The following is a 23,518-nucleotide window of genomic DNA, read 5'->3' as shown; positions in this document are numbered from 1 at the left end:
GCGGCTTTTCGTCGGATCGTTCCGTTAATGCCGTTAGCCCACCGGCGCGATGTGATGGCGGATGATGCCGCGAATCAGCGCGGCGTCTTCCGGGCTCACCTTCGCGTAGATGGCCGGGCTCGCCGCCCGTTCCGGGTCGCCGGTGCGCAGCATCAGTTCGGCCCAGTCGAGCAGCCGCCTCGTCGAGAACGCGCTCGCCAGATCCTCGCGCGCGAAGGCCGCGCGGCAGTCGGCGGCAATCGCGGCGAGCGTCGCCGCGAGCGCGTGCGTCATGTGCGGCGCGAGCGTGCGCATCAGCACGTCGGTTTCCTCGGCGGGCGTCAGATAGTCGAGCAGATACACACGCCAGCGATCGAGAAACGCCTCGTTCATCAGATTCGCCCCCTGGTACAGATGGCGGAACTGGCTCATCGCGCCGACCGCGTTCGCCGTCGCGAACAGACGGAACGCCGGATGAGGCGCGACAATTTCGTTGCCTTTTTCCTTCAGCACGAGCCGGCCATGCGGTTCGAGCACGGCGGTCAGCGCGGCGAGAATCGACGGCTCCGCGAAGTCGATCTCGTCGACGATCAGCCATAGGCCCTCGCGCATTGCGGTCGGCAGCACGCCGTCGACCCACAGCGTTTCGCCGCCCTTGACGGTCCAGAAGCCGACGAAATCGCCGACCGTGGTCTGGCCGTTCATGTTCGAGCGCAACACACCATGCCGCGAGCGCGCGGCAACCTGCTCGATCAGACTGGTCTTGCCGGCACCTGTGTGGCCGATCAGCATCACGCGGCGGTTCTCGACGATGTCTTCGACGATGTCGTTAAAGCGCGGTGAAAACAGATAAGCGGCGTTGATGGGCGGCATGAGCGGATGCGGCGAGCCGCACGGTACATCGACTGTGCCGATGCGGACCGTCCCGTTCGGTTCTTCCTGCGTGGTGTCATTTGAGCTGGCGCGCTCCCGCTGTTTGTGCTCAAGCATGCTCGCCGATGCTCGCTGCAACTCGGGCATGAACGCGACGCGCGTGCGCGCATCGTCTTCGTGCGCGTCGCCGCCGTCGATCGCAAAGCCTTCGCGGCGCCACTTCTTCAGCTTCGCACGCAAATTCTCGGCGTCGACGATCAGATCGATATCGACCGCACCGACGCCGTTTTCATCGTCGGCGCCATGTTCGAGGCGATAGGTCTCGGGCCGGTCGCCGACGCTGACGCGCCACCACTGCGCGCCGCTTTGCGTCGCGCGTCGATAGAGGCCGAGGTTCTCGTCCGTGTTTCCGTCTTCGTGTTCAATCGGGTCAGGCGCGCTCATGGCAGAAAGGTCGACGATCGAATCGCACGATGCGCTTCGATCTGGCTGAAGCCAAATTGCCGCTTATCTTATCCTGCGCGCCTTTCGATCGTCGCTATAGGCTGCGGCTGAAGCCGGGTTTGGGTTCGCGGGATGCGTGGATGTGATCAGCCGTTGTGTGCGGCGGTCGTTGCCGTTGCGCGGTCATCGCCATCGAGCGGCGCGTGGCCGATGTATGCAAGGGCGGCTGCCTGTCCGGCGGATCGCCTTCAGGCGCCTCGCGCGAATCGTCGATCGGATCATCGGGCAACGGGTCCGGATCGATGCTCGGCGGCGGGCCCTTGGGCGGCTTCTGAGGATCGCTGACGGGCGGTATCTGCGTATGCAGGTGCGCGGCGCTCGATAGCGCGTGCAATGGCGACGCGTTGAACGGGTTCGGTAAGCGGCGAGCGTGAAGCGTGGCGTGCGGTAAAAACATCGTGGTCTCCCTGGAGGTTGTGGCTAGTACGCACAATGCGGCGCGCAATGCGCATGCCCCGACGTCGAACAACACGTCGCATACAGGTCACACAGGGGTGCCGTCTTTCCCTTGCAGGCGAACGTCACCGCATGAGGAACGTGTATTGCTCGAAGCGATCACACGCGCGACACAACGATCGCTCGATGAAGACGCTGCAAGCGGCGACAGCGCGCGCCGTTTGCCGCTGCATGAATGACCCAAAGCACAGGACAAGGAACGCACATGGCGCGACACAAGGCCGATGTGGCTGACGACGACTTCGAGATTTTCGCCAGCTATCACGGCACCGGCGACGGCCGCTACATCGGCGGACTCAAGGTGGTCAGGAAAGCGGACCGGCGCATCCTGTTCCCGTTCGATGGCGCGCCGCAGATCGGACCGTATGCGACCGCCGACGAGGCACGGCGTGCGGCGATCGACTACGGCCGCGAAATCGTCGCGGCCGATCGCGCCGCGCCGGAGGCTTGAGCGTGACAGCAAGCGCACAGCCTGCGCGAAGGCGTTCGCCATCAGGGCATGCCGCCGAGCGACGGCGAAATCGTGCTGCCGCGCGCGGGATCGTCCGGATGCTGATCGGGCACCGTCGGGGATGCGGACAGCGGTGGATGCTCGCGATAGCAGGTGTCGATGGAGCCATTGACGAGACAGGACTGAAAGGCGTCGGCGTCGCTCTTTTGCGCGAACGTGTATAGCGTGCGCTCGACTTGCAGTTCGGTGTCGGATACGCGGATGGTCGTGATGCTCATGACGTGCTCCTTTGATGTGCTCCTTTTTACAAAGCGATCGTGTGATGCTGCTCTGTTTGCTGCCGCAATGGCCGTGCCTGTTTTCACGGAGATGCACTGCATTCAACGCTGCTCACGTCTCGTACCGTAAGGCGCGGTTGTTGCTGCACAAAGCAGGTATCTGTCCGAACGGCAGAACGTGGATGAAAGAACGAGGAGGGCATCATGCAGGATCGAGAGTCGACCGACGCACCGATGCAGGAGCCGACCGCCGCGTCAGCGGGCCAGCAGCCTGAAGGCCGCGAAAAGCGCGATTCATCGGCGATGTCCGATGAAGTCAAAGCGCGCAACAAGCCGAGCGGTACCCACTATGTCGAGCCGAGCCCGCTCGGTATCGAGCCGGTAGAACAGACCGGTGTGGACCGGCAGACCAATCCGCCGCGCTCGAACGAAGTGCCTCGTCAGACCGCCGAAGTGCCGCTCGGCACCGGCGAGCACGCGGAGCCGGCGGGCGGCGGCGGACGCGCGTCGCATCACAAGGAGCCGGGCGAGCATTGATAGAGCACGCGGCGCAGAGACCCTTAGCGCCGCTTCCGCCAGGAAATCCCGTATGCGTATGCAATCCGTCAGCAACACGCCGGAGCAAGCACAGGAGAAAGCCGATGGTTCAGGACAATCAACCCCAGCCGATGAGTCCCGGCGACGAAGTGCCGCCCAACACGCCAGGTGCCGGCGAGGATGCGTGCCGCGCGTGCCACGGCACCGGCCAGGCCGAAGGCAAACGCTGCACGCTGTGCAGCGGCACCGGCAAGGTGCAACAGGGCATTGGCGGCGGCTAGCCGGTCACCCGACGGCAAGCGAGCCTCCGAACCAGCCCTTACCCGCATCGAAAAGCAGGAGTCAACCATGTTCAACGAGTCGAAGCACGGTTTCGACATCGCACAGACCGAGTACGAAGCGTTCATGCTCGAGCCGCACGACTGGGTGCCGAACAATCGCAAGCTGCCGGTCGTGATCTACCGGCGCGCGCTGTCGCCGGCAGGCGGCAATCTGGCCGCCGCGTTCGAAGTACTGTTCGAGCGCAACGCGTGGCCGGCGCAATGGCGCGACAGCGTCTTCGACTTTCATCACTTCCATGCGACCGCGCATGAAGTGCTCGGCGTGACCGATGCGCGCGCCGAGGTGATCGTCGGTGGGCCAGGCGGGCGCGTCGTCACGCTGGATGCGGGCGACGTGCTGCTGTTGCCGGCCGGCACCGGCCATTGTCTGCAATCGTTCGAGCGGCATTTTCAGGTGGTGGCCGGCTATCCGCGCGGCCAGCAGTGGGATATTCGCCGCGAGGCGCTGACGCCCGCCGAACTCGCGCAGATGGAAGCCTTGCCGTTTCCGCCGCTCGACCCGATCGACGGCAAGCATGGTCCGCTGATCGAACATTGGCTGCACGCCGAAGGACGCTAGCTGTCTTCGGCCGTCTTCAGCCGCCTTCAGTTGCCTTCAGTTGCCCAAGCACCGCGCCGTGACGTGCAGAGTGGCGTGGATAGGCGCATCATCTGTGGGCTTCGCCGCGATTTCCCCAGCGCGCTTCCTGTACCGCCGACCTGCCGCCTTGCTGAAGTGCCGGTGCGGCCGCTCGCGTACATGGCCGCGCGCGACGCCATGCCGATCCGATGCGCGGCGCCTCGCGAACGCCGCGCAGTGCGTCCCGGCTATCTTCCGAATTGCCGAACAAGGAGCGTCTCATGCAAAACGATCCCGCCCTCGATCAGTTGTGCATCAACACGATCCGCACGCTGTCGATGGACGCCGTGCAGAAAGCCAATTCCGGTCACCCCGGCACGCCGATGGCGCTCGCGCCGGTCGCGTATCACCTGTGGCAAAACCATCTGCGCTACGACCCTGATGAGCCGCTATGGCCGAATCGCGACCGCTTCGTGCTGTCGGTCGGGCATGCGTCGATGCTGCTGTATTCGCTGCTGCATCTGGCCAACGTAAAGGCCGTCGACGCGCACGGCAAGCCGACCGGCGCGCCCGCGGTCTCGCTCGACGACATCGAGCATTTCCGTCAGATCGACAGCAAGACGCCGGGCCACCCCGAATACCGGATGACGACCGGCGTCGAGACCACCACCGGGCCGCTCGGCCAGGGGCTCGGCAACAGTGTCGGCATGGCGATGGCCGCGCGCTGGTACGAAAGCCGGTTCAATCAGGCGGACGCGCCGCTGTTCGATTACCGCGTCTACACGCTGTGCGGCGACGGCGACATGATGGAAGGGATCTCGCACGAAGCGGCGTCGCTAGCGGGCCATCTGAAGCTGTCGAATCTGATCTGGATTTACGACAGCAATCGCGTGACGATCGAAGGCCATACGGACCTCGCGTATAGCGACGATGTCGAGACCCGTTTTCGCGGCTACAACTGGCATACGCTGCACGTCGACGATGCGAACGACGCGGCCGCGCTCGAAAAGGCGCTGGTCGAAGCGAAGAGCGTGACGGACCGGCCGACGCTGATCGTGGTTCACAGCATCATCGGCTGGGGTGCGCCGCATAAGCAGGACACCTCGTCCGCGCATGGCGAGCCGCTCGGCGCCGATGAAGTCGCGCTGGCGAAAAAGGCCTACGGTTGGCCCGAGGACAAATTCTTCTACGTGCCGGACGGTGTGCACGAACGCTTCGCACAAGGCATCGGCGCGCGCGGCAAGGCTGCGCGCGAGCAATGGCAGACGAAATTCGACGCTTATCAGAAGCAGTATCCGGAACTCGCGCGTGAATTCGCGCAGATCGAAGCTCATGAGTTGCCGCAGGGCTGGGACAGCGATATCCCGAACTTCGACGCGGACCCGAAGGGCATCGCAACGCGCGAATCGTCGGGCAAGGTGCTGAACGCGATTGCCGCGCGCGTGCCATGGATGATCGGCGGCGCGGCGGACCTGTCACCGTCGACCAAAACCAATCTGAAGTTCGAAGGCGCGGGCAGTTTCGAAGCGGACAGCTATGGCGGCCGCAATCTGCACTTCGGCATTCGCGAACATGCGATGGGCGCGGTCGTCAACGGGCTCGCATTATCGAATCTGCGCGCGTATGGCTCGACGTTCCTGATCTTCAGCGACTATATGAAGCCGCCGATCCGGCTGTCGGCGATCATGGAAGTGCCCGCCATTTACGTGTTCACGCACGATTCGATCGGTGTCGGCGAGGATGGCCCGACGCATCAGCCGATCGAGCAGCTTGCGTCGCTACGCGGCGTGCCGGGGCTCACCGTGCTGCGTCCCGGCGATGCGAACGAAGCGGCCGAGGCATGGCGCGTCGCGCTGACACAGCCGCATCGGCCGGCCTGCATCGTCGTGTCGCGCCAGCCGCTGCCGACGCTCGATCGCAAGCGCTATGCGTCCGCTAGCGGCGTCAAACATGGCGCCTATGTGCTGGCCGATGCACCATCGGGCCAGAAGCCGCAGGTGATTCTGATGGCGACCGGCAGCGAGTTGTCGATCTGCGTCGACGTGTACGAGAAGCTGAAGAGCGAGGGCATCGCGGCGCGTGTCGTGTCGATGCCGTCGTGGGACATCTTCGAGCGCGAGGACAGTGCGTATCAGGAGTCGGTGCTGCCCGCGGATGTCGCGGCGCGCGTCGCGGTCGAGCAGGCTGCGTCGCTTGGTTGGGACCGCTATACCGGGCGGCTCGGCGCGCAGGTCGTCATGCATACGTTCGGCGCGTCGGCGCCGCTCGCCGATCTGAAGAAGAAGTTCGGCTTTACGCCGGATCGCGTGTACGAGGCGGCGAAGCAGCAGATCGAGCGGGTGAAGGCGAAGGGCGCGGGGGAATAGTGGCGTGGGTCTGACGCGCGCCTGATGGGGACACCGGGCGATCAACTCAAACGATCAGTCCATCAAAAGGCGGCGGCCCACTGAGGCCGCCGCTTCCATTTGCGCGTCACTCAATTCGCCGGAATCGTCACCACTGGCGCCTTGTTGCTGGTGTCGGCCTCGGCGAGTGCCATCAGATTCTGCACCACCGTGAACGCGTATTTCGAATCGAAGTCGTTGCGCTCGACCCAATACATCGACGGTCCGTACGCGATCGATACATACGCATCGACGGGCGCGGTCTTGCCCGAATGCACGATGATCGTCGGCCGCGTTTCGCCGCCGATCAGGCCGACCGTCGGCTTCGTCGAGCCGTCGGCGATGCGTTCGAGCGGCACCTGCACCTGTGCGCCGAGATCGCTGAGAATGCCGAGCACCGAGCGCGTGACCATCGGTATCCGGTCGCCGGTTCGATACGTCGACGACGGACCGTACACGATCTCGTAGCTGCGCGTTTTCGCCGACAGATGCAGCAGTTTGCGCACGAGCGCGACATCGGCGGCCGTGCGCGGCGACTCACCGCTGGTGGTCGCGCCGATCACGAGGAACACGCCCATCTGCGCGGTGTTGGCTGCGCTGTTGCCGCTTTTGCTGGCGGCATTATCCGCAGCCTTATTGCCTGCCTGGGTATCGAACTGGCGCGATTCGATGTTCAGCTCTCCGGCCAGTTGCAAGCGCCGCAACGCCTGCAACAACTCGAAGAAGCCCGGCGCGCCCGCGCTGTTTTCGCCGCCGAGCGCATTGCCGTTCTGCAGCCCGCCGATCGATTGCGCGGTGATCCGCAACAACAGATCGATCGGCACGCCACCTTCGGCGAGCGGCAGTACCAGCGATGGCGCGAGCGGGCGAATATACGCGGATGCGAACGCCTCGCCGGTGGTCGGCGTGAACGTGAAGGTCGGGCGGTTCGAGTAGGACACGGTGCCGGTTGCCTGCGCATAGTTCGGCATCGAGCCCGAACCGGCGTTGAGCGTTGCGCCTCCGGTCGTGTCGAACGTATACGCGGCGATGATGCTGCTGACGGTCAGGAAAGCCGGCGCGTCGCCGTAGCGCAGACCGATCACGGCGGCAAGAATCGCGCGCTTCTTCGCGTCGCCGAGCGCACGCGCGTAATCGACCTGATCGGCTTTCAGGCGCGTCGGTCCGATATGCGCGCAGCCGGTGGCGAGACAGGCCGCGCACAGCACGGCGGCGAGGGGAGCGGTTCTGAACATGGCAACGGGCGCAAGCGGCGTGTAATCCGCAGAAGAATCGAAGTTGCCGTCGGCGGTAGCAGGACCTATTCCCGTGCAGGCGGGATGCGGTGGTGTTGGTGAGGTTGTTGGCGGCTTATTGTCCGTTTATCGGCCGCTCATTGGTTGCTAATTACAGTGTTTGTGTCGATGGCGAACGGCTTTGCGCGTTTATTCGAATGCCTGCCGCCGCTGGCAGGATTTGCCGCCGGCTTGCAAGATTTGCATCAGGTCTTTCGCGCGGCGGAGTGGGGCACAGCATCGGGACATCGCGGCGCAGTGACGAAACGTGCTCATCACATAGCCCAGTCAGAGACGACGTACGAAGACGCGACGATGCAACCGTATCGCTACAGCGCGCTTACGAAGAACCCTCGGTTTTTTCAGCCTGTTCAGTCTCACCAGCCCGTTCGCCGCCACTCGCATCGAGCGCGCTGCGATACGCGCGCGACTGCATCTCCGCCAGCCGGCTCAACGTGCGCGACAGATCGTGCGCGCCTTCGAGTCCGATCAACGCGGTCTCGATCGGCTGATCGGACGCGATGAACAGCGCGCGTTTGCGGTCATAGAAGATATCGATCAACCATATCAGCCGCTGCAGCGTATGCGACTGCTGGAGTGCCGACGTATGCAGGTTATCGATGATCAGCCCTTGCCATTGCTCGGCGAGATCGAGGTAGTCGAGATGCGAGCGGCTCGCTACGCAAAGCGGCTCGAAATCCGCCCACAGCAGCGCATTGCCGGCCGCGCGTGCCGCCAGCGGCCGGCCGGCGGCGCTGAGCGTCAGCGCTTCGATGCACGCGCCGCGTTCGTGGCTCGTGAAGATGTCGCGCAGCGCGTGCTGGCTCGATGTATCGAGCGGCGCGAAAAAGCGCGGCACCTCGGCCGCCTCACCGCCGAAACGGTAATCGCGCGCGCCATCGAAATGAATCACCGTAAAGCAGCGTTTGATCTGCGCGATGGTCGGCAGGAAACGCTCGTGAAACTCGGGGTCGGGCAGCAGATCGTCGGGTGCGTAGTTCGAGGTCAGCACGATGCGTGTGCCGAGTCCGATCGCGGTATCGAGAAAGCGTCCCATCAGAAACGCATCCGCAATGTCGTGAACATGAAACTCGTCGAAGCACAGCAGTTCGACGCCATCGAGCCATTGCCGCGCTACGTCGCCAAGCCGGTCGTCGCTGCGCGGCGCGTTGACGAGCCGGCGATTCATCTCGCGCAGAAATTCGTGAAAGTGCAGCCGACGTTTGCGGCATGACGCAAGCTCGAATACGGTATCGACGACGAGGCTTTTGCCGCGCCCCGGCAGCCCATGGCAGTAGACGCCTTGCGATGCGAACGCCGCGCTCGACCATGCGTGCCGCGCGCGTTGCTGCGAGCCGAGCAGCGCCGCGAGTGCATCGATGGCCTCGCGTTGACGGGCATCGGGCGTGATGCCACGCGAGGCCAATGCGCGCGTGATACGGGCGGGATCAGACATCGGCGCGAGCGCCGCTGACGGACGGCGTGGCGTGGGTGGAGAGGGCGGGTGCGAGCATCGAATGACGGGCCGACGTGAGAACGTGCAATGAATGGCCTGTAACAGCAACACAGGCGCGTGCTATCAGCGCGCCATTTTAGCAGCCACGTTCAAGCGCAAGACCGTTGCACGCCCGCGTGCCGATCGGCCGGCCGTCATCGTGGACAGCATCATCGGAAAACGAGCGAGCAACGGCTATCCCTTGCGATTGGATCCACAGGCTAGCCGGTTTCGATTTTCGGCTGCGGCGCATCGAGCGGTTCGTGGCCGAAGCGCTCGTATTGCGAAATCACCTGGGCGCCGAACAGCAGCAACGTGGCGAGCCATTCGAAGCTCAGCAGGATCACGATCGCCATCGTCAGCGATCCATACACGACGCTGACCTGCGACAGCGTGGCGAAATACCAGACCAGAACATGCCGCGTGATCTCCCACAGCACGCCGGCCACCACACCGCCGATCAGCGCATGCTTCAGCGACGGACGCCCGACCGGCATCACCAGATAAACCGACGTCAGCACGAAGATCTCGCCGGCAAGCCCGAGCAGATACAGCAGCACGCGCGACAGGCCATGCAACGACACATGCAGACCGAACAGTTCGACACCCTCGGCGCCGATCGCATCGAGCGCGCTCGACACGACGGTGACGACCAGCAGCCCGATACCGAGAAACAGGATGTAGCAATAAGGCAGCAGCGCGGACACGAGAAAATGCCGTCGCTTGACGACGACGCGATGCACGAAGATCAACGACATCGCGTTTTCCAGCACGGTAAACGCGAGCGAACTGAAGAAGATCATCGTGAGCAGCAGCACTGTGCTGATCACCGCGCGATGGGCGAGAAAGTTGGACAGCTCGCGCACCAGCGCATTCGATTGTCCCGGCACGAGCCAGCGCAGCAGATGCGCGAGCGCGTCGAGCACCAGTTGCTGCGGCACCACGCGCGACAGCACGATGACGATCAGGATCAACAGCGGCACGATCGACAGCAACGCGTAATACGCGACCGCGCCGGCCAGCAGCAGGCCCTGGTTCGCGCGGAACGCCTTCAGCGTCTGCAGCACGAAGCGGCCGGGGTGCCTCGCGATGTATAGCGCCTGCGGGTCGAGCGTGATCTGCATGAGTCCTCGCGGTGCGCGCCGGGTGCCGCCGGAGGGCGGCCGGCCTCGACACGCGTGTCTGCTTTATATACCGTAAGCAGGAACGCGGCCATAGCAGGTACGAGCGCTCGGCGGGCTGTGTCTATTGGTCTGCGCGCGCCGGGAATGCAGTTTGCTTGGCCGCGCATTGGAAGCTTTCGCGTTTGAAGGGATTGCAAGCGGTGTTGTTGGCGGCATTGGTTAGCGGCGTTGCAAAGCACTTCACGAATCACGTTGCAAATCGCACGTTGAATCGCGCGTCCCAAATCGTGCAAGGAAAGGGCGGATGGATCAGCCGCAAGCTCAGGTGACTCAGGTGAATATCGCAACGCAGGCCGCCGATCTGGTCGTCGCGCGGCCGGAGGGACTGTATTGCCCGCCGGGCGATTTCTATATCGACCCGTGGCAGCCGGTCGAGCGCGCGGTGATCACGCATGCGCATTCCGATCATGCGCGCTTTGGCCACCGGCACTATCTGGCGACGCGCGCGGGCGCGAACGTGCTGTACTCGCGCTTGCCCGGCATCACGTTGCAGACGCTCGAATATGGCGAGCCGCTGACGATCGGCGACGTGCGCGTGTCCTTGCATCCGGCCGGACATGTGCTCGGTTCGGCGCAGGTGCGTATCGAGCATGCGGGGCGCGTGTGGGTCGCGTCGGGCGACTACAAGCTCGATGCCGATCCGACCTGCGCGGCATTCGAACCGGTGCGCTGCGATACCTTCATCACCGAATCGACGTTCGGGCTGCCGATCTACCGCTGGGATCCGCCGCAAACGGTGTTCGATTCGATCGATTCATGGTGGCGCCATAACGCGTCGGAAGGGCGCGCGTCGGTGCTGTTCTGCTATTCGTTCGGCAAGGCGCAGCGCGTGCTTGCGAGCATCGATGCGGCGATCGGGCCGCTGTTCTGTCATGGCGCGGTCGAACCGCTGAATCGCGCGTATCGCGACGCGGGTGTGCGCTTGCCGCCGGTCGGCCTGGTTGGCGACATCCCCGCGAAAGACAAATCGGTATTCAAACAGGCGCTGGTGATCGCACCGCCGTCCGCGCAGAGCAGCGCATGGCTCAAGCGCTTCGGCGACTATAGCGATGCGTTCGCGTCGGGCTGGATGCGTTTGCGCGGCGCGCGCCGCAGGCGTGGCGTCGATCGCGGCTTCGTACTGTCTGATCACGCGGATTGGCCCAGCTTGCAAACCGCTGTGCGCGAGAGCGGCGCGACGCGCGTGATCGTCACGCATGGATCGGTCGAACCGATGGTGCGCTGGCTGAACGAGCAGGGTTTGCAGGCGGGCGAGTTCGCCACGCAATACGGCGACGATACGGTCGAAGCGGATGCCGCGAGCCTGGAAGGCAACGCTGGCGACGCATCGGTGCAACCCTCGGCGGAACAACCCGCTGAACTATCCGCGCAGCCGGACGAGCCGCGCGCGCCGGACCCATCGTGAGCGCGCGATGAAACGCTTCGCGGCCCTCTATACCGCGCTCGATGCGACGACCTCGACGCACGACAAGCTCGCGGCACTCACCAGTTATTTCGCGGCGGCCGAGCCCGAAGACGCGGCGTGGGCCTCGTATTTCCTCGCGGGCGGCAAGCCGCGTCAACTGGTGCCGACACGTGTGCTAACCGAGATCGCACGCGAGCGCGCGGGTCTGCCCGAATGGTTGTTCGACGAGTCGTATCACGCAGTCGGCGATCTCGCGGAGACGATCGCGCATATCCTGCCGCCGCCGCAACGCAGTTCCGAACTTGGTCTGACCCAATGGATCGAGCAACGCATACTGACCTTGCGTGGCCTGCCGCCCGACGAGTTGCGCACACGTCTCATCGATTACTGGGACGACCTCGACTGGAGCGGACGTTTTCTGCTGGCCAAGCTGATTGGCGGCGGCTTTCGCGTCGGCGTCGCGCGACAGCTGGTGGTCAGGGCACTCGCGCAGGTGGCCGGCGTGGACCATAAGCGGATCGCGCAACGGATGGTCGGCTGGACCGATTCGCAACAGAAGCCCGACGCGGCGCGTTATCTGCGTCTGATCGCACCTCACAGCGACGACGACACGAAGCCCGGCGAGCCGCACGACAGCGATCTGGGCCTGCCGTACCCGTTCTTTCTCGCGCATCCATTGCAGGCCGATCCGGCGACGCTCGGCGAACCATCGCAATGGTTGATCGAATGGAAGTGGGATGGCATTCGCGCGCAACTCGTCAAACGCAGCGGCCGCGTGTGGCTGTGGTCGCGTGGCGAGGATCTGATTACCGATCGCTTTCCCGAGGTCGCGGCATTAGGCGACGCATTGCCGGACGGCTCGGTGATCGATGGCGAAATTCTCGCGTGGGAGCCTGGCGCGGCGGCGCCATTGCCGTTCGCGCGGCTGCAACCGCGCATCGCGCGCAAGACACTCACGCGCAAGATTCTCGCGGATTCGCCGGCCGCGCTGCTTGCTTACGACCTGCTCGAATATCACGGCCAGGATTTGCGCATGACACCGCTCGCCGAGCGGCGCGCGCGGCTCGATGCATTGGCGATGTCGGTCGACGATACGCTCGCACGTGGGCTATTGCGCGTGTCGCCGCTCGTCAGCGGCGCGGACTGGCCGGCGCTTGCCGCCTTACGCGATGAAAGCCGCGCGCGTGGCGTCGAAGGGCTGATGCTGAAGGAGCGTGCGTCGATGTATGGCGTCGGCCGTACGAAAGCATCGGGCACGTGGTGGAAATGGAAGATCGAACCTTATGCGGTCGATGCCGTACTCGTTTACGCGCAGCGCGGTCATGGCCGCCGCGCGAGTCTTTATACGGACTTCACGTTCGCAGTGTGGGACGAAGCCGATGGCGTGCGTACGCTCGTGCCGTTTGCGAAGGCTTATTCAGGACTAACCGATGAAGAGATGCGCGAGGTCGACGCTATCGTGCGCAAGACCACCGTCGACAAGTTCGGCCCGGTGCGCAGCGTGAACCCGACGCTCGTATTCGAAATCGGCTTCGAAGGCATCCAGGGCAGCTCACGCCACAAGTCCGGCGTAGCGGTACGTTTTCCACGCATGCTGCGCTGGCGTACCGACAAACATATCGACGATGCCGACACGCTGGCGATGCTCAAAGGCTTTATCGACAACCGTGCGGGATAACCCGCAGAGCACAAACCCCTAACACGCGGGACGTTTCTTTATCGGCATCGTCGCTTATCCTGTCGTTATGACCGCGCATACGAGACGCGCCAATCAAAGCGCAAGCGGCATGCATTTCGAAATCCCCCGCGCCGTTTAAAAACTCACATCGTGCAACGTCCACTAAGCGGGACGGGCTGCACGACCGCAGTGTATTGGAGCGACGCCGCGCACGCGACTATCGCGGGCGCTGTTATTGAAGCGTTGCCGCAACTGGGCCAGCTGAATGTTGATATGAGTCGAGACGTCGGCGTTCGCGCGCCGGCGGTGCCGTTCCCATTGCAAAACAAATGATGCAGATGAAGCACGTTTTAAAAAAAAGCGCTAAAAAAAGCGTAATAGGAGCAGATCTTGCGCGCGTGGCGCGGGATGCCCTTCAGGGCGAAATGGAAAAAGGCGAGAAAAATGACGATGTTCAACGACAACGTTGACAGCAACGACGACGTGCTCGTGTGGCGGCCGATCCGTTACGCGATGGCCGCGCATCGTCGCGTGCTGGTGGTCGACGATTACCACGAAGCGGCCGAAGCGCTGCAAATGCTACTGATTGCCGATGGCTTCGACTGTCGCGCGCTCGACGATCCATTTGCCGTGTGCGACATGGCGCGCGAATGGCAGCCGTTCGCGGTGGTGCTCGATATCAAGATGCCGGGCCTGGACGGACTCGAACTGGCGCGCCGTCTACGCGCGCATCCACTGACTTCCCATATGTTGCTGGTTGCGTGTACTGCGTTTGCGTCGAGTGAGGACCGTGCGCTTGCCAGAGATGCCGGTTTTGACGCGCACTGCGCGAAGCCGTTGACACCGGAGCGGTTGTTGCGCGTGCTGGAATCGGCCGCGGCATTGCATGCGGTGGGGCCGTCCTGAAGCGGTGCGGTGAGCGCCATTCGCACGGATAGTTCGATCATGCTCCTGGCACACTAGACAAATCACAATCTCGCCGAATACCCCACGCCGGTGGATGCCGACATCCATACGATCGACGTGCCGTTCGTCGACGAGCCCGACGCGACGACATCGTCGATCCGCTCAGCGTCAAAGGCGTCGTCTTGAAAGACGATGCCAGCGCGCCTTATCGATTCAATCTCGCTCGAATCAATCCGGCGCGTACTTGAATTCCGGCAGCGTCTCGAGCGACTGCTTCGTCGCATCGGGCAACACGACGCGACGGTTCTCAATTTGCAGATCGTTGAACGGCACCGCGACCAGATGCTTGCCCATGCCGAGGAAGCCGCCAACCGACAGAATCGCATACGTGGTGCGCTCCGCACCGGGCGACACGATCAGGTCGTCGAGCGTGCCGATGCTGTCCTTGTTGCGGTTGTACACGCTGACGCCCGTCAACTTCGATGCGCGATAGCCGCTCGCCAGTTGCACCACGTCCGTACGCTTTTCCGTAACCGCTTGCGGTGCGCCTTGCGCGTACGCGCCGCCCGATACCGCTAATGCCGACGTCAAGGTAATGGCGGCCAGAAGCGATGCGCCCGCCGCGAGCGGTTTGATCTGCATATTGTGCATGATGTTTTCTCCCTGATAGATGTGCCTGTTATGTCCGTGATGGTTGCGGCGTCCGCGCGCGGACTGCGGCTCTATGTACGGCTGCAAAAGCCATGCCGCGTGTTTTTCATCTGAAGTAACGCGGCACGCGCCGGTGCCTTTGCAGCGATGTTCGAAAACCCGGGTCCGTAATTTGCTAATTCAGCGGGCTTGCGAGCGCCGCGCGGCGGAAAGTCCGCATCGCCGGCATTCGCTGCATACACTGGAAAACGCTGGAATACGCATGCCAACCTCTGTTGCGCCTACAGGAACCGCTATGTCATCGCAGACCCATTATTCGACGCGTATTTCGGAAGGCACGCCGTTTCCGCTTGGCGCGACATGGAACGGCAACGGCGTCAATTTCGCACTGTTCTCCGCGCATGCGACCAAGGTCGAACTGTGTCTGTTCGACGAAACCGGCGAGCACGAAATCGAGCGAATCGAATTGCCCGAATACACCGACGAGGTATGGCATGTGTTCGTGCCGAACCTGAAACCGGGCGCGGTCTATGGATACCGTGTGCATGGTCCATACGAGCCCGGCAACGGTCATCGTTTCAATCCGAACAAGCTGCTGCTGGACCCGTACGCGAAAGCCCATATCGGCGAACTGAAATGGGCGCCGGAAATTTTCGGCTATACGCTCGATTCGGAAGAGGGTGATCTGTCGTTCGACGAACGCGACAGCGCGGCGTTCGTGCCGAAATGCAAGGTGGTCGACGCAAACTTTTCGTGGACCCATCCCGAGCGCAATGCGCTGCCGTGGGAACGCGTGATTTTCTACGAGACCCATGTGCGCGGTTTTACGAAGTGTCATCCTGATGTGCCCGCACGGTTGCGCGGCACCTTCGCGGGGCTCGGCCAGAAGCCGGTGGTCGACTATATCCGCAGCCTTGGCGTGACCTCGGTCGAACTGCTGCCGATCCAGACTTTCGTCAACGACAGCTATCTGCTCGACAAGGGCCTGACGAACTACTGGGGCTACAACACGATCGGTTTTTTTGCGGCCGATCCGCGATATTTCGCGTCGTCGAACGATTCGGTCGGCGAATTCAAGGAGATGGTCGATCGCTTTCATCTGGCGGATCTCGAAGTGATTCTCGACGTCGTGTACAACCACACGGCCGAAGGCAACGAACGCGGCCCGACGATCTCGTTCAAGGGCATCGACAACGCGTCGTACTACCGGCTGATGCCCGACGACGCGCGCTACTACATCAACGACACCGGCACCGGCAATACGCTGAACCTGTCGCATCCGCGCGTACTGCAGATGGTGACCGACAGCTTGCGCTACTGGGTCACCGAGATGAAGGTGGACGGCTTTCGCTTCGATCTCGCGACGATCCTGGGCCGCGAGGATCACGGCTTCGACGAAGGCGGCGGCTTTCTCGACAGTTGCCGCCAGGACCCGGTGCTCTCCAGCGTGCGGCTGATTGCCGAGCCGTGGGATTGCGGTCCCGGCGGCTACCAGGTGGGCGGTTTTCCGCCGGGCTGGGCCGAGTGGAACGACCGCTTTCGCGACACGGTGCGCGAATTCTGGAAGGGCGACGAGGGCAAGGCCGCCGATCTCGCGACGCGCCTCACCGCGTCGGGCGACCGCTTCAATCATCGTGGCCGGCGGCCGTGGGCGAGTGTGAACTTCATCGCCGCGCACGACGGCTTCACGCTGAACGATCTGGTGTCGTACAACGACAAGCATAACGACGCGAACGGCGAGGACAACCGCGACGGCCACTCGGACAACAAGTCATGGAACATGGGCGTCGAAGGACCGACCGATGATCCACAAATCCATCAACAGCGCGAGCGCCAGAAGCGCAATCTGCTGGCGACCTTGCTGCTCGCGCAAGGCACGCCGATGCTGCTGGCCGGCGACGAATTCGGCCGCACGCAGCAGGGCAACAACAATGCGTACTGTCAGGACAATGAGATCAGCTGGGTCGACTGGCAGGCGATCGACGACGACGGCCGTGCGCTGACCGAGTTCGTGCGCAATCTGACCACGCTGCGGCATCGTTTGCCGGTGCTGCGGCGCGGCCGCTTTCTGACCGGCGAATACAACGAAGCGCTCGACGTAACCGACACGCGCTGGATCTCGCCGGACGGCACCGACATTTCCGGTGAGCAGTGGGACGACTCGTTGATGCGCTGCTTCGGCCTCGTGATCGACGGCCGCGCGCAGGCGAGCGGCATTCGCCGGCTCGCGTCCGATGCAACGTTGCTGCTGGTACTAAACGCGCATCACGACATGGTCAATTTCACGCTGCCCGATATTCCGGAGGCCGAGCGCTGGACCTGCCTCGTCGACACCAATATGCCGGTGCGCGCGGAGTTGCCGCAGTTCAGCGCGGGCGACGCGTATCAGGTGACTGGCCGCTCGCTGCTGCTGTTCGCGCTCGAAGCGCCGAGCCGCGCGACGCAGCGCGTGTTCGACCGCCTCGAAGAACAGCTGACGTCCGATGAAGGCGAAGTCGGGGCCGGATGATGAACGGAGCGGGGCGGGCAGGCTCCATGACTGCGGCAATCACGGCGACGGCGATAAATCGCGGGTAAAAGTCTTCTGCTTTTTACCCGCGTATCCAATGCGCGCCAATAGAGCCGCTAGCTAATAGGACATATACGGCACATACGAATACCACGTGCTCCAATCAAGTTCTTCCGCCCTCAATGCGTTGCCATTCTGGCGCTGCCGATAAAAACGAAATGCGGTTCCCTGGCGAATCCCGATCACCTGTGTAACGGCGCCACGGTATGTTTCGAACATCGACTGAATCATGATGTAACGCTGCGGAGAGCCGAGTCCCGTATTGTTGACCACGGTGGTCATTTCCTGTTTGAGCCACAGGTTCTTGTAGGCGTTGAGGCCGGTGTAGCTCGACTGCACGATGGCCTGTCCGAGCGGATTGAATTGCGCATCGGTGCTGGGTTGCAGATGGACGAGCGAATAGCGGCTTGCCCCCCAATCGAGCACGAGTACCGTGCATCCACTTTGAAGTTCAGTCACCCACAGATTCGCTCCGGCCGCCGCCCCCGCGTTGAATATCTCGGCGGCACGATGCCGACCGCCGATACCGGCGCCGACGGGCAACTGGTGACCTCTCATCGGCGACACGATCATCGACCTCTGTACCGCGCAATCTGGCGGCCCGGCAGGTATTGCGGCAGCCATCCCCGCGGACTGGTCGATCCCGATATCGGTCCCGTAGGCCGCTATCCAGACATTCCGTGTCGTTGCTCCGTTGACAGCGGGAAGTATGTTGACTGTCAGGTGGTACTGACTAAGCACGGTTAAAGGATTGTGCAATAGATCGTTATAAACCTGTATGGTATTCAGCGCGTTTTGGGTAATCATGGACCTCGCCCCTTTCTGGTTCTGGAGTTGATGCAATTGGCACAGAATTGACCGGAAAACGATTCATTATCCTGGCGGCGGATTTATGAATGGTGACCACGTTGCCACCCGCATACCGAAATTAAAGCGATCTGCTTAATAACGGCATTTCTTTATACATTCTTTAACGATTATTAATATGCCGATTGAATGCCGCGCATTGGCTGGAGCGGCTTTATTCGCTTGCACGGCATCGATCGGAAGCGCTGCCACCCGGGTATGACGCTTGCTCGACACTGAACGACGATGCACGTTCTGGCCTTGCGTTTGCGGCCCGGCCACGCGCGCACGGATGCAGCCTGATCAGGCCTTCAGCGGCCTTCACGATTCGAATTGGGGGCGATCAAATGGAACAGGAATCCAGCGTCGACGAACAGATCCGCACGCGTGCCTACTACCTGTGGCAACAGGCGCCGGAACCAAAAGGCACGCCTGAGCAGTACTGGGAGCAGGCGCGTGACGAGATCGAAAAGGAAGCCCCACCGGTCGAAAGCGGGCCGGTGTCCGGGGACACCATGAAATAACCGCTTCTCCCTCCTCGGAGCGAAATCGAACGTCGAGCCGGCGCGCACCGCGTCGGCCCGAGGCTCGACCTATGACATGAAAGACACACCCGAGCCGCGCGGCGCGAGCCCTGCCGCGCGCATTCCGGCAGCGGTTGGCGCATTCGGTGTCGAAGGGCTCGTCACGCTCATCGTGGGCGTGACGGCGGTCGCCTGCCTGTACTTCGCGAGCGCCGTGCTGATTCCGATCACGCTCGCGATTCTGCTCAGCTTTCTCGTTGCGCCGCTCGTCGATGCGTTGGCGCGGCTGCGGCTCGGTCACGTTGCGTCGGTGTTCGCGGCGGTGCTGATCTCGGTGTCGGTAATCGCGCTGCTCGGCGCGCTGATCGGCACGCAACTGACCGATCTCGCGGCCGGCATGCCGCGCTATCAGGTGACGATCGAACACAAGCTCGAGACGGTGCACAGCCTGACGATCGGCAGGCTGAACCGCATTGCGACCGCGGCGGGGCAGGCGCTGCAGCGCGCGACGGTCGAACCGCCGCAGCCGGAGGCGCCGAGTAGCGGCGCCGCGTCGCCGAGCGCGCACGCATCGGCGGCGGTGCCGGTCGAGGTGCGCGAACCGGTGCCGACGCCGATCGAACTCGCGAGGCGCGTGCTGTCGCCGGCAATCAGCCCACTCGCCACCGCGTTCATCGTGTTCGTCGTGACGATCGTGATCCTGCTGCAACGCGACGATCTGCGCGACCGCGCGATCCGGCTGTTCGGCTCGCGTGATCTGCACCGCACGACCACCGTGATGGACGAAACTGCGCGGCGCCTGAGCCGCTATTTCGTGTCGCAGCTCGGCCTGAATACCGGCATGGGCGTCGTGATCGGCGCCGGGCTGTTCCTGATCGGCGTGCCCAATCCGATCCTGTGGGGCATTCTCGCTGCGCTGCTGCGGCTCGTGCCGTATGTCGGCATCTGGATCGCCGCGGCGCTGCCGGCCGTGTTCGCGGCCGCCGTCAGTCCTGGCTGGCCGATGGCGCTGTGGACGCTCGCGCTGTTCGCGATCGTCGAGCTGCTGGTCGGGCAGGTCGTCGAGCCGCTGTTGTACGGTCGCAGTACCGGCTTGTCGCCGTTTTCGGTGGTGGTGGCGGCGATCTTCTGGAGCTGGATCTGGGGGCCGATCGGGTTGATCCTGTCCACGCCGCTGACGCTGTGTTTGCTGGTGCTCGGCCGCAACGTGCGGCGGCTCGAATTTCTCGATGTGATGCTCGGCGACCAGCCCGCGCTGACGCCCATCCAGAACTTTTATCAGCGCGCGCTGGCCGGCGATCCCGACGAAGCGCTCGAACAGGCCGAGCTATGGCTGCAGGAACGCTCGCTATCGGCCTACTACGACGAAGTCGCGATCAAGGGCTTGCAGCTTGCCGCCGCGGATGTCACGCGCGGCAGCGTCACGAGCATGCAACTGGCGCGCATCGAGTCGACGACCAATGATCTCGTCGACGGCCTCGAAGCTTACGAGGATCGTGAGCCCGAGCCGCTCGCGCAACAGGAAAACTGGGCCGCGGTGGGACCGATGACGCCGCCCGACGAAAACGAGGCCGCGCACGCGACGCCGCGAGAAGTGGCTGCGAGTGTGAATACGCTGGCCACGGCCGGCGAATCCAGAGGGTTCGATGAGATCCACGATGCCGGGCCGCAACCGGCCATACCGCTGCATGAAACGGTGGCGCCGGTGACCGTATGGCATGCGCCGACGAGCCGGGCGCTGTGCATCCCTGGGCGCGGGCCGCTCGATGCGCTCGGCACGATGATCCTGTTGCAACTGCTCGGCAAGCACGGCTTTGCCGCGCGTTCGCTGCCGCACGAGTCGGTGTCGCGGGCGGCGATCGACCGTCTCGACGCGGACGACATCGGCATCGTCTGCATTCTCTATCTGCAGATCGACGGCATTCCGTCGCATCTGCGCTATCTGATCAGACGGATTCGCGCGCGGCTGCCGAACGCGTCGGTGGTCGTCGGGTTATGGACGCCCGACGATGCGCGGCAATGGAGTTCGGATCTGCAAGGCACGATGGAAGCCGAGTGCTACGCGACGTCGTTGCAGGAAATGCTGGCCGCGTGCCGGCGCATCGATGCGGCGCGGACCGAACTCGGCGAGCCGGCGTTGGAAGGGGGGTGAAGTGGGGCGGCTCAGGTTCATTCTGGTCATGTACGTGCGGGTGGCGCGCCGCCGGCATAGCCGCATCTGATCGCTCCACTAGCGGACGTCGCCTTGCGTCGCATCGCATTCACGGACTTCCTGCTCGTCGCTGACGAAGCAGGACTCGTCTGACATGGCGATTCGTTTCTTTCGTACCGCTTGCGTGCGGATGCACGCAGAGGGAAAAGCCGCCCACGGACATCGCGGCGAATATCCGTGGGCGAGGGCGTTATGTGATTCGAAACTCAAGCGGCGCGGCTAGCGCTGCGCCGGTTTGTCGTGGCCGCTCTTATGCCCGCTCTTCGCGTTGTCCTTATCGGGGACGATCTTCGTGGTGCCGCCGGTGGACGGCGGATCGCTCGCCGGAAAGCTGTCTTCGACCTGCGTGTCGATCTGCTTTTCGCTCTTGTCAGAGTGCGGATGCTTTTCCTTGTGTGTCGTCATGATGGCGATCCTCCAGGTTGATCCATGAAGCAACGCGCCGGGCGAAACTGCACACACGGCGCGGGATTCGACGCGCGTATCAGGCCCCCGGCGAGGCCCCCGGCGTGGCCGGCTCGGGCGCTGTCCGCGCCGCGCTGCCGATGATCCGCAACGCGTCGGCGCGCGACAGCCCGTCGCGCATCGCGTCGATCAGATGCGCGGTCAATGCGTCGCGCTCGCAGGCAAGCACCGCGTCGACGTTGCCGTCGCGCACATAGAGCGCGATGAACTGTTGCTCGTCGAGATTGCCGTCGACGACGATTTCGTCCCACTCGCTCGCATGGCCGAGATATTCAAAGTTCTTGCCATAGTGATAGGTCCAGAAAAACGGCACGCCCGTGTAGCGATTGCGCGCGCCGCACATGTTTTGCGCGGCGATACGCGCATGCTGCTGCGCGACGCGCCAATGTTCGATACGCACCGGCTCCTGATTCTCGTGCAACGAAAACACCGCGATATCGCCCGCCGCATACAGACCGCACGCAGCCTGCATGCCCGCATTGACGACGACACCGCCGTCCTTCTGCAACGGCAGGCCTTCGATAAAACCGGTGGCGGGCGTTACTCCCGTGCCCAACAGCACGAGGTCGGCCGCGATGTGCTCGCCGCTTTCCAGCATCACCGCGTGCACGCTGCCTTCTTCGCCTTCGAGCGAGGCGACCTTCGAGTCGAGATGAAACTTCACACCGTTGCTTTCGTGCAGCGCGCGGAACATCTGACCCACGCGCTCACCGAACTGCTTCGCGAACGGCACCTTGTCGGGCGAAATCACGGTGACCGCTACGCCGTGCTTGCGCAGCGCCGATGCCACTTCGAGACCGATAAAGCTGCTGCCGAGAATCGCGACGCGCGTGTGCGAAGCATCCTCGCCGAGCGCATCGACGAACGCGGCCGCGTCGTCGAGATGACGCAGCACGTGTACGCCGCCGAGTTCGCAGCCGGGGATGTCGGGCACTCTCGGCGTGCTGCCGGTGGCGAGCAGCGCGGTGTCGTATTTCAGCGCTTCGATACTTTGATCATGACCTTGCGCGCCGGCTTCGAAATGGATCATCCGCGCGGGCACGTCGAGCCGCGCGACCTTCGCGACGATGCGCTCGATACGATGCGTCTGCATCCAGTCGGGCTCGACGAGCGGTGGCACGTCGGCCGGCGGCATCTCGAACGACGGCACGAATTTGCTGAGCACGGTGCGGTCGTACGGCGCGTGCGCTTCGTCGCCGATCAGCGTGATACGGCCGTCGAAGCCGGCTTCGCGCAACGCGACGCAGGCGGCGCCGCCGGCTGCGCCCGCGCCGATCACCACGTAGTGCCGCGGGGGCGCGGCATCCGCCGGTTGCGTGCGTGTGTCGGGCTCGCGTGGAGGCATCTTTTGTGGCGTGACCAGCACGTCGTCGCCGTCGAGCGTGACCGGATAGCGATCGAGCGGCATCAGCGCCGGCGGTTCGAGCACGCTGCCGGTCGCCGCGTCGAACGTGCCCTTGTGCCACGGACAGATGATGCGGCCACGGCATAGCGCGCCTTCATCGAGCGGGCCGCCCGCATGCGGGCAATCGGCGGAATATGCGTGGACGGTGTCGCCGTCGCGCACCAGCAGGATCGATGTGTCGTCCACCTTCACGCGAACCGCGTGGTCCGCGTGCAATTCCGAAAGCCGGGCGACGCAGCGGGCAGTCGTGGACATGATGATTCCTCGCGAAGGGATGGACTCTGTCGATGGGCTCGACCGGTAAGAAGCCGTAACAGAAGCGGGCGCGCATTGCAGGCTCGCAGGCCGTGCTAAAGCCGCAGGTTAACGAGCAATCCACGTGCCTGAGCATGGGCATCATGCAGACCCGATCGACCGTGCTATTAGCACTGTTGGGAAGTCGCACGAACTTGGGGTAAATTTCTGGAATAAGGGAATTAGCACGCGAACAGCCGTGCGCGAATTCGCCCTCGCGGATGCGCGTGCGTGCAGTGGCTTCCAGG

At 63.5% G+C, this 23,518-nt stretch carries 22 protein-coding genes; 12 read left to right on the top strand and 10 right to left on the bottom strand.

All coding sequences use genetic code 11. The annotated features are described in order from the left end of the window. Nucleotides 1-33 precede the first annotated feature (33 nt). Nucleotides 34-1,296: an AAA family ATPase gene (locus L0U82_RS25730; protein ID WP_233835601.1), complete on the bottom strand. Its 1,263-nt coding sequence runs from the start codon at nt 1,294-1,296 to the stop codon at nt 34-36. Nucleotides 1,297-1,390: 94 nt separating this feature from the next. After that, the gene (locus L0U82_RS25725; protein WP_233835600.1) at nt 1,391-1,753 is read right to left on the bottom strand and encodes a hypothetical protein; all 363 of its coding nucleotides are present in this window, start codon (nt 1,751-1,753) and stop codon (nt 1,391-1,393) included. A gap of 264 nt (nt 1,754-2,017) precedes the next feature. On the opposite strand from L0U82_RS25725, the gene L0U82_RS25720 reads away from it, so the two are divergent. Next, complete coding sequence (locus L0U82_RS25720) at nt 2,018-2,263, top strand: DUF6723 family protein (RefSeq protein WP_233835599.1); 246 nt, start codon at nt 2,018-2,020, stop codon at nt 2,261-2,263. A 41-nt stretch (nt 2,264-2,304) separates the two neighbouring features. Here L0U82_RS25720 and L0U82_RS25715 read toward each other — a convergent pair whose 3' ends face one another. Beyond that, nucleotides 2,305-2,541: a hypothetical protein gene (locus tag L0U82_RS25715; RefSeq protein WP_233835598.1), complete on the bottom strand. Its 237-nt coding sequence runs from the start codon at nt 2,539-2,541 to the stop codon at nt 2,305-2,307. 303 nt (nt 2,542-2,844) lie between these two features. On the opposite strand from L0U82_RS25715, the gene L0U82_RS25710 reads away from it, so the two are divergent. From L0U82_RS25710 to tkt, 4 genes are all read left to right on the top strand, one after another. Next, a complete protein-coding gene (locus tag L0U82_RS25710; RefSeq protein WP_442793696.1) occupies nt 2,845-3,078 on the top strand; it encodes a hypothetical protein in 234 nt (77 codons plus the stop codon). Between the two features lie 104 nt (nt 3,079-3,182). After that, nucleotides 3,183-3,359, top strand: coding sequence for a hypothetical protein (locus tag L0U82_RS25705; RefSeq protein ID WP_233835594.1), 177 nt, complete (start codon nt 3,183-3,185; stop codon nt 3,357-3,359). 67 nt (nt 3,360-3,426) lie between these two features. After that, nucleotides 3,427-3,978 carry a cupin gene (locus L0U82_RS25700; RefSeq protein WP_233835593.1) on the top strand — a complete coding sequence of 184 codons (552 nt, stop codon included), beginning with the start codon at nt 3,427-3,429 and terminating at the stop codon, nt 3,976-3,978. Nucleotides 3,979-4,259: 281 nt separating this feature from the next. After that, entirely contained in the window at nt 4,260-6,344 is a 2,085-nt protein-coding gene (tkt, locus tag L0U82_RS25695; protein WP_233835592.1) for a transketolase, read from the top strand. Nucleotides 6,345-6,454: 110 nt separating this feature from the next. On the opposite strand, the gene L0U82_RS25690 is transcribed toward tkt, so the two are convergent. The 3 genes from L0U82_RS25690 to L0U82_RS25680 all read right to left on the bottom strand — a co-directional run bounded on the left by L0U82_RS25690 (nt 6,455) and on the right by L0U82_RS25680 (nt 10,255). Next, nucleotides 6,455-7,597 carry a hypothetical protein gene (locus tag L0U82_RS25690; protein WP_233835591.1) on the bottom strand — a complete coding sequence of 381 codons (1,143 nt, stop codon included), beginning with the start codon at nt 7,595-7,597 and terminating at the stop codon, nt 6,455-6,457. A gap of 379 nt (nt 7,598-7,976) precedes the next feature. Then, nucleotides 7,977-9,092, bottom strand: a complete 1,116-nt coding sequence (gene zapE / locus L0U82_RS25685; RefSeq protein ID WP_233835590.1) for a cell division protein ZapE — start codon at nt 9,090-9,092, stop codon at nt 7,977-7,979. A gap of 260 nt (nt 9,093-9,352) precedes the next feature. Then, complete coding sequence (locus L0U82_RS25680) at nt 9,353-10,255, bottom strand: YihY/virulence factor BrkB family protein (RefSeq protein ID WP_233835589.1); 903 nt, start codon at nt 10,253-10,255, stop codon at nt 9,353-9,355. 304 nt (nt 10,256-10,559) lie between these two features. Here L0U82_RS25680 and L0U82_RS25675 point away from each other — a divergent pair, with 304 nt between their 5' ends. From L0U82_RS25675 to L0U82_RS25660, 4 genes are all read left to right on the top strand, one after another. Continuing rightward, entirely contained in the window at nt 10,560-11,720 is a 1,161-nt protein-coding gene (locus L0U82_RS25675) for a ligase-associated DNA damage response exonuclease (RefSeq protein WP_233835588.1), read from the top strand. A 7-nt stretch (nt 11,721-11,727) separates the two neighbouring features. Continuing rightward, nucleotides 11,728-13,398, top strand: a complete 1,671-nt coding sequence (locus L0U82_RS25670; protein ID WP_233835587.1) for an ATP-dependent DNA ligase — start codon at nt 11,728-11,730, stop codon at nt 13,396-13,398. 329 nt (nt 13,399-13,727) lie between these two features. Beyond that, a complete protein-coding gene (locus L0U82_RS25665; RefSeq protein WP_233835586.1) occupies nt 13,728-13,868 on the top strand; it encodes a hypothetical protein in 141 nt (46 codons plus the stop codon). Further along, nucleotides 13,843-14,304, top strand: a complete 462-nt coding sequence (locus L0U82_RS25660; RefSeq protein ID WP_233835584.1) for a response regulator — start codon at nt 13,843-13,845, stop codon at nt 14,302-14,304. The genes L0U82_RS25665 and L0U82_RS25660 overlap by 26 nt, the downstream gene beginning before the upstream one ends. A 228-nt stretch (nt 14,305-14,532) precedes the next feature. Here L0U82_RS25660 and L0U82_RS25655 read toward each other — a convergent pair whose 3' ends face one another. After that, nucleotides 14,533-14,955 carry a PRC-barrel domain-containing protein gene (locus L0U82_RS25655; RefSeq protein WP_233835582.1) on the bottom strand — a complete coding sequence of 141 codons (423 nt, stop codon included), beginning with the start codon at nt 14,953-14,955 and terminating at the stop codon, nt 14,533-14,535. A gap of 295 nt (nt 14,956-15,250) precedes the next feature. Here L0U82_RS25655 and glgX point away from each other — a divergent pair, with 295 nt between their 5' ends. Continuing rightward, on the top strand, nt 15,251-17,464 hold the full coding sequence (gene glgX, locus L0U82_RS25650; RefSeq protein ID WP_233835580.1) for a glycogen debranching protein GlgX: 2,214 nt from the start codon (nt 15,251-15,253) through the stop codon (nt 17,462-17,464). A gap of 120 nt (nt 17,465-17,584) precedes the next feature. Here glgX and L0U82_RS25645 read toward each other — a convergent pair whose 3' ends face one another. Beyond that, on the bottom strand, nt 17,585-18,331 hold the full coding sequence (locus L0U82_RS25645) for a hypothetical protein (RefSeq protein ID WP_233835578.1): 747 nt from the start codon (nt 18,329-18,331) through the stop codon (nt 17,585-17,587). 386 nt (nt 18,332-18,717) lie between these two features. On the opposite strand from L0U82_RS25645, the gene L0U82_RS25640 reads away from it, so the two are divergent. Together L0U82_RS25640 and L0U82_RS25635 are read left to right on the top strand one after the other, a co-directional pair. Continuing rightward, nucleotides 18,718-18,894, top strand: a complete 177-nt coding sequence (locus L0U82_RS25640) for a DUF2934 domain-containing protein (RefSeq protein WP_233835576.1) — start codon at nt 18,718-18,720, stop codon at nt 18,892-18,894. Nucleotides 18,895-18,970: 76 nt separating this feature from the next. Next, nucleotides 18,971-21,046, top strand: a complete 2,076-nt coding sequence (locus L0U82_RS25635) for an AI-2E family transporter (RefSeq protein WP_233835574.1) — start codon at nt 18,971-18,973, stop codon at nt 21,044-21,046. A 279-nt stretch (nt 21,047-21,325) separates the two neighbouring features. Here the strand turns inward: L0U82_RS25635 and L0U82_RS25630 are convergent, their stop codons facing one another. Then, nucleotides 21,326-21,511, bottom strand: coding sequence for a hypothetical protein (locus L0U82_RS25630; RefSeq protein WP_233835572.1), 186 nt, complete (start codon nt 21,509-21,511; stop codon nt 21,326-21,328). Between the two features lie 79 nt (nt 21,512-21,590). Next, a complete protein-coding gene (locus tag L0U82_RS25625) occupies nt 21,591-23,231 on the bottom strand; it encodes an FAD-dependent oxidoreductase (RefSeq protein WP_233835570.1) in 1,641 nt (546 codons plus the stop codon). Nucleotides 23,232-23,518 lie beyond the last annotated feature (287 nt).

It is taken from the genome of Paraburkholderia sp. ZP32-5 (assembly GCF_021390495.1).
GTDB lineage: Bacteria > Pseudomonadota > Gammaproteobacteria > Burkholderiales > Burkholderiaceae > Paraburkholderia.
The sequence above is the reverse complement of the archived record's forward strand: the minus strand, read 5'-3'. Positions and strand labels throughout refer to the sequence as shown.

What these genes read in the sequence shown, in the direction of transcription:
- L0U82_RS25730 (WP_233835601.1), bottom strand. Translation starts at nt 1,296, where the DNA reads ATGAGCGCGCCTGACCCGATTGAACACGAAGACGGAAACACGGACGAG.
- L0U82_RS25725 (WP_233835600.1), bottom strand. Translation starts at nt 1,753, where the DNA reads ATGTTTTTACCGCACGCCACGCTTCACGCTCGCCGCTTACCGAACCCG.
- L0U82_RS25720 (WP_233835599.1), top strand. Translation starts at nt 2,018, where the DNA reads ATGGCGCGACACAAGGCCGATGTGGCTGACGACGACTTCGAGATTTTC.
- L0U82_RS25715 (WP_233835598.1), bottom strand. Translation starts at nt 2,541, where the DNA reads ATGAGCATCACGACCATCCGCGTATCCGACACCGAACTGCAAGTCGAG.
- L0U82_RS25710 (WP_442793696.1), top strand. Translation starts at nt 2,845, where the DNA reads ATGTCCGATGAAGTCAAAGCGCGCAACAAGCCGAGCGGTACCCACTAT.
- L0U82_RS25705 (WP_233835594.1), top strand. Translation starts at nt 3,183, where the DNA reads ATGGTTCAGGACAATCAACCCCAGCCGATGAGTCCCGGCGACGAAGTG.
- L0U82_RS25700 (WP_233835593.1), top strand. Translation starts at nt 3,427, where the DNA reads ATGTTCAACGAGTCGAAGCACGGTTTCGACATCGCACAGACCGAGTAC.
- tkt (WP_233835592.1), top strand. Translation starts at nt 4,260, where the DNA reads ATGCAAAACGATCCCGCCCTCGATCAGTTGTGCATCAACACGATCCGC.
- L0U82_RS25690 (WP_233835591.1), bottom strand. Translation starts at nt 7,597, where the DNA reads ATGTTCAGAACCGCTCCCCTCGCCGCCGTGCTGTGCGCGGCCTGTCTC.
- zapE (WP_233835590.1), bottom strand. Translation starts at nt 9,092, where the DNA reads ATGTCTGATCCCGCCCGTATCACGCGCGCATTGGCCTCGCGTGGCATC.
- L0U82_RS25680 (WP_233835589.1), bottom strand. Translation starts at nt 10,255, where the DNA reads ATGCAGATCACGCTCGACCCGCAGGCGCTATACATCGCGAGGCACCCC.
- L0U82_RS25675 (WP_233835588.1), top strand. Translation starts at nt 10,560, where the DNA reads ATGGATCAGCCGCAAGCTCAGGTGACTCAGGTGAATATCGCAACGCAG.
- L0U82_RS25670 (WP_233835587.1), top strand. Translation starts at nt 11,728, where the DNA reads ATGAAACGCTTCGCGGCCCTCTATACCGCGCTCGATGCGACGACCTCG.
- L0U82_RS25665 (WP_233835586.1), top strand. Translation starts at nt 13,728, where the DNA reads ATGATGCAGATGAAGCACGTTTTAAAAAAAAGCGCTAAAAAAAGCGTA.
- L0U82_RS25660 (WP_233835584.1), top strand. Translation starts at nt 13,843, where the DNA reads ATGACGATGTTCAACGACAACGTTGACAGCAACGACGACGTGCTCGTG.
- L0U82_RS25655 (WP_233835582.1), bottom strand. Translation starts at nt 14,955, where the DNA reads ATGCACAATATGCAGATCAAACCGCTCGCGGCGGGCGCATCGCTTCTG.
- glgX (WP_233835580.1), top strand. Translation starts at nt 15,251, where the DNA reads ATGTCATCGCAGACCCATTATTCGACGCGTATTTCGGAAGGCACGCCG.
- L0U82_RS25645 (WP_233835578.1), bottom strand. Translation starts at nt 18,331, where the DNA reads ATGATTACCCAAAACGCGCTGAATACCATACAGGTTTATAACGATCTA.
- L0U82_RS25640 (WP_233835576.1), top strand. Translation starts at nt 18,718, where the DNA reads ATGGAACAGGAATCCAGCGTCGACGAACAGATCCGCACGCGTGCCTAC.
- L0U82_RS25635 (WP_233835574.1), top strand. Translation starts at nt 18,971, where the DNA reads ATGAAAGACACACCCGAGCCGCGCGGCGCGAGCCCTGCCGCGCGCATT.
- L0U82_RS25630 (WP_233835572.1), bottom strand. Translation starts at nt 21,511, where the DNA reads ATGACGACACACAAGGAAAAGCATCCGCACTCTGACAAGAGCGAAAAG.
- L0U82_RS25625 (WP_233835570.1), bottom strand. Translation starts at nt 23,231, where the DNA reads ATGTCCACGACTGCCCGCTGCGTCGCCCGGCTTTCGGAATTGCACGCG.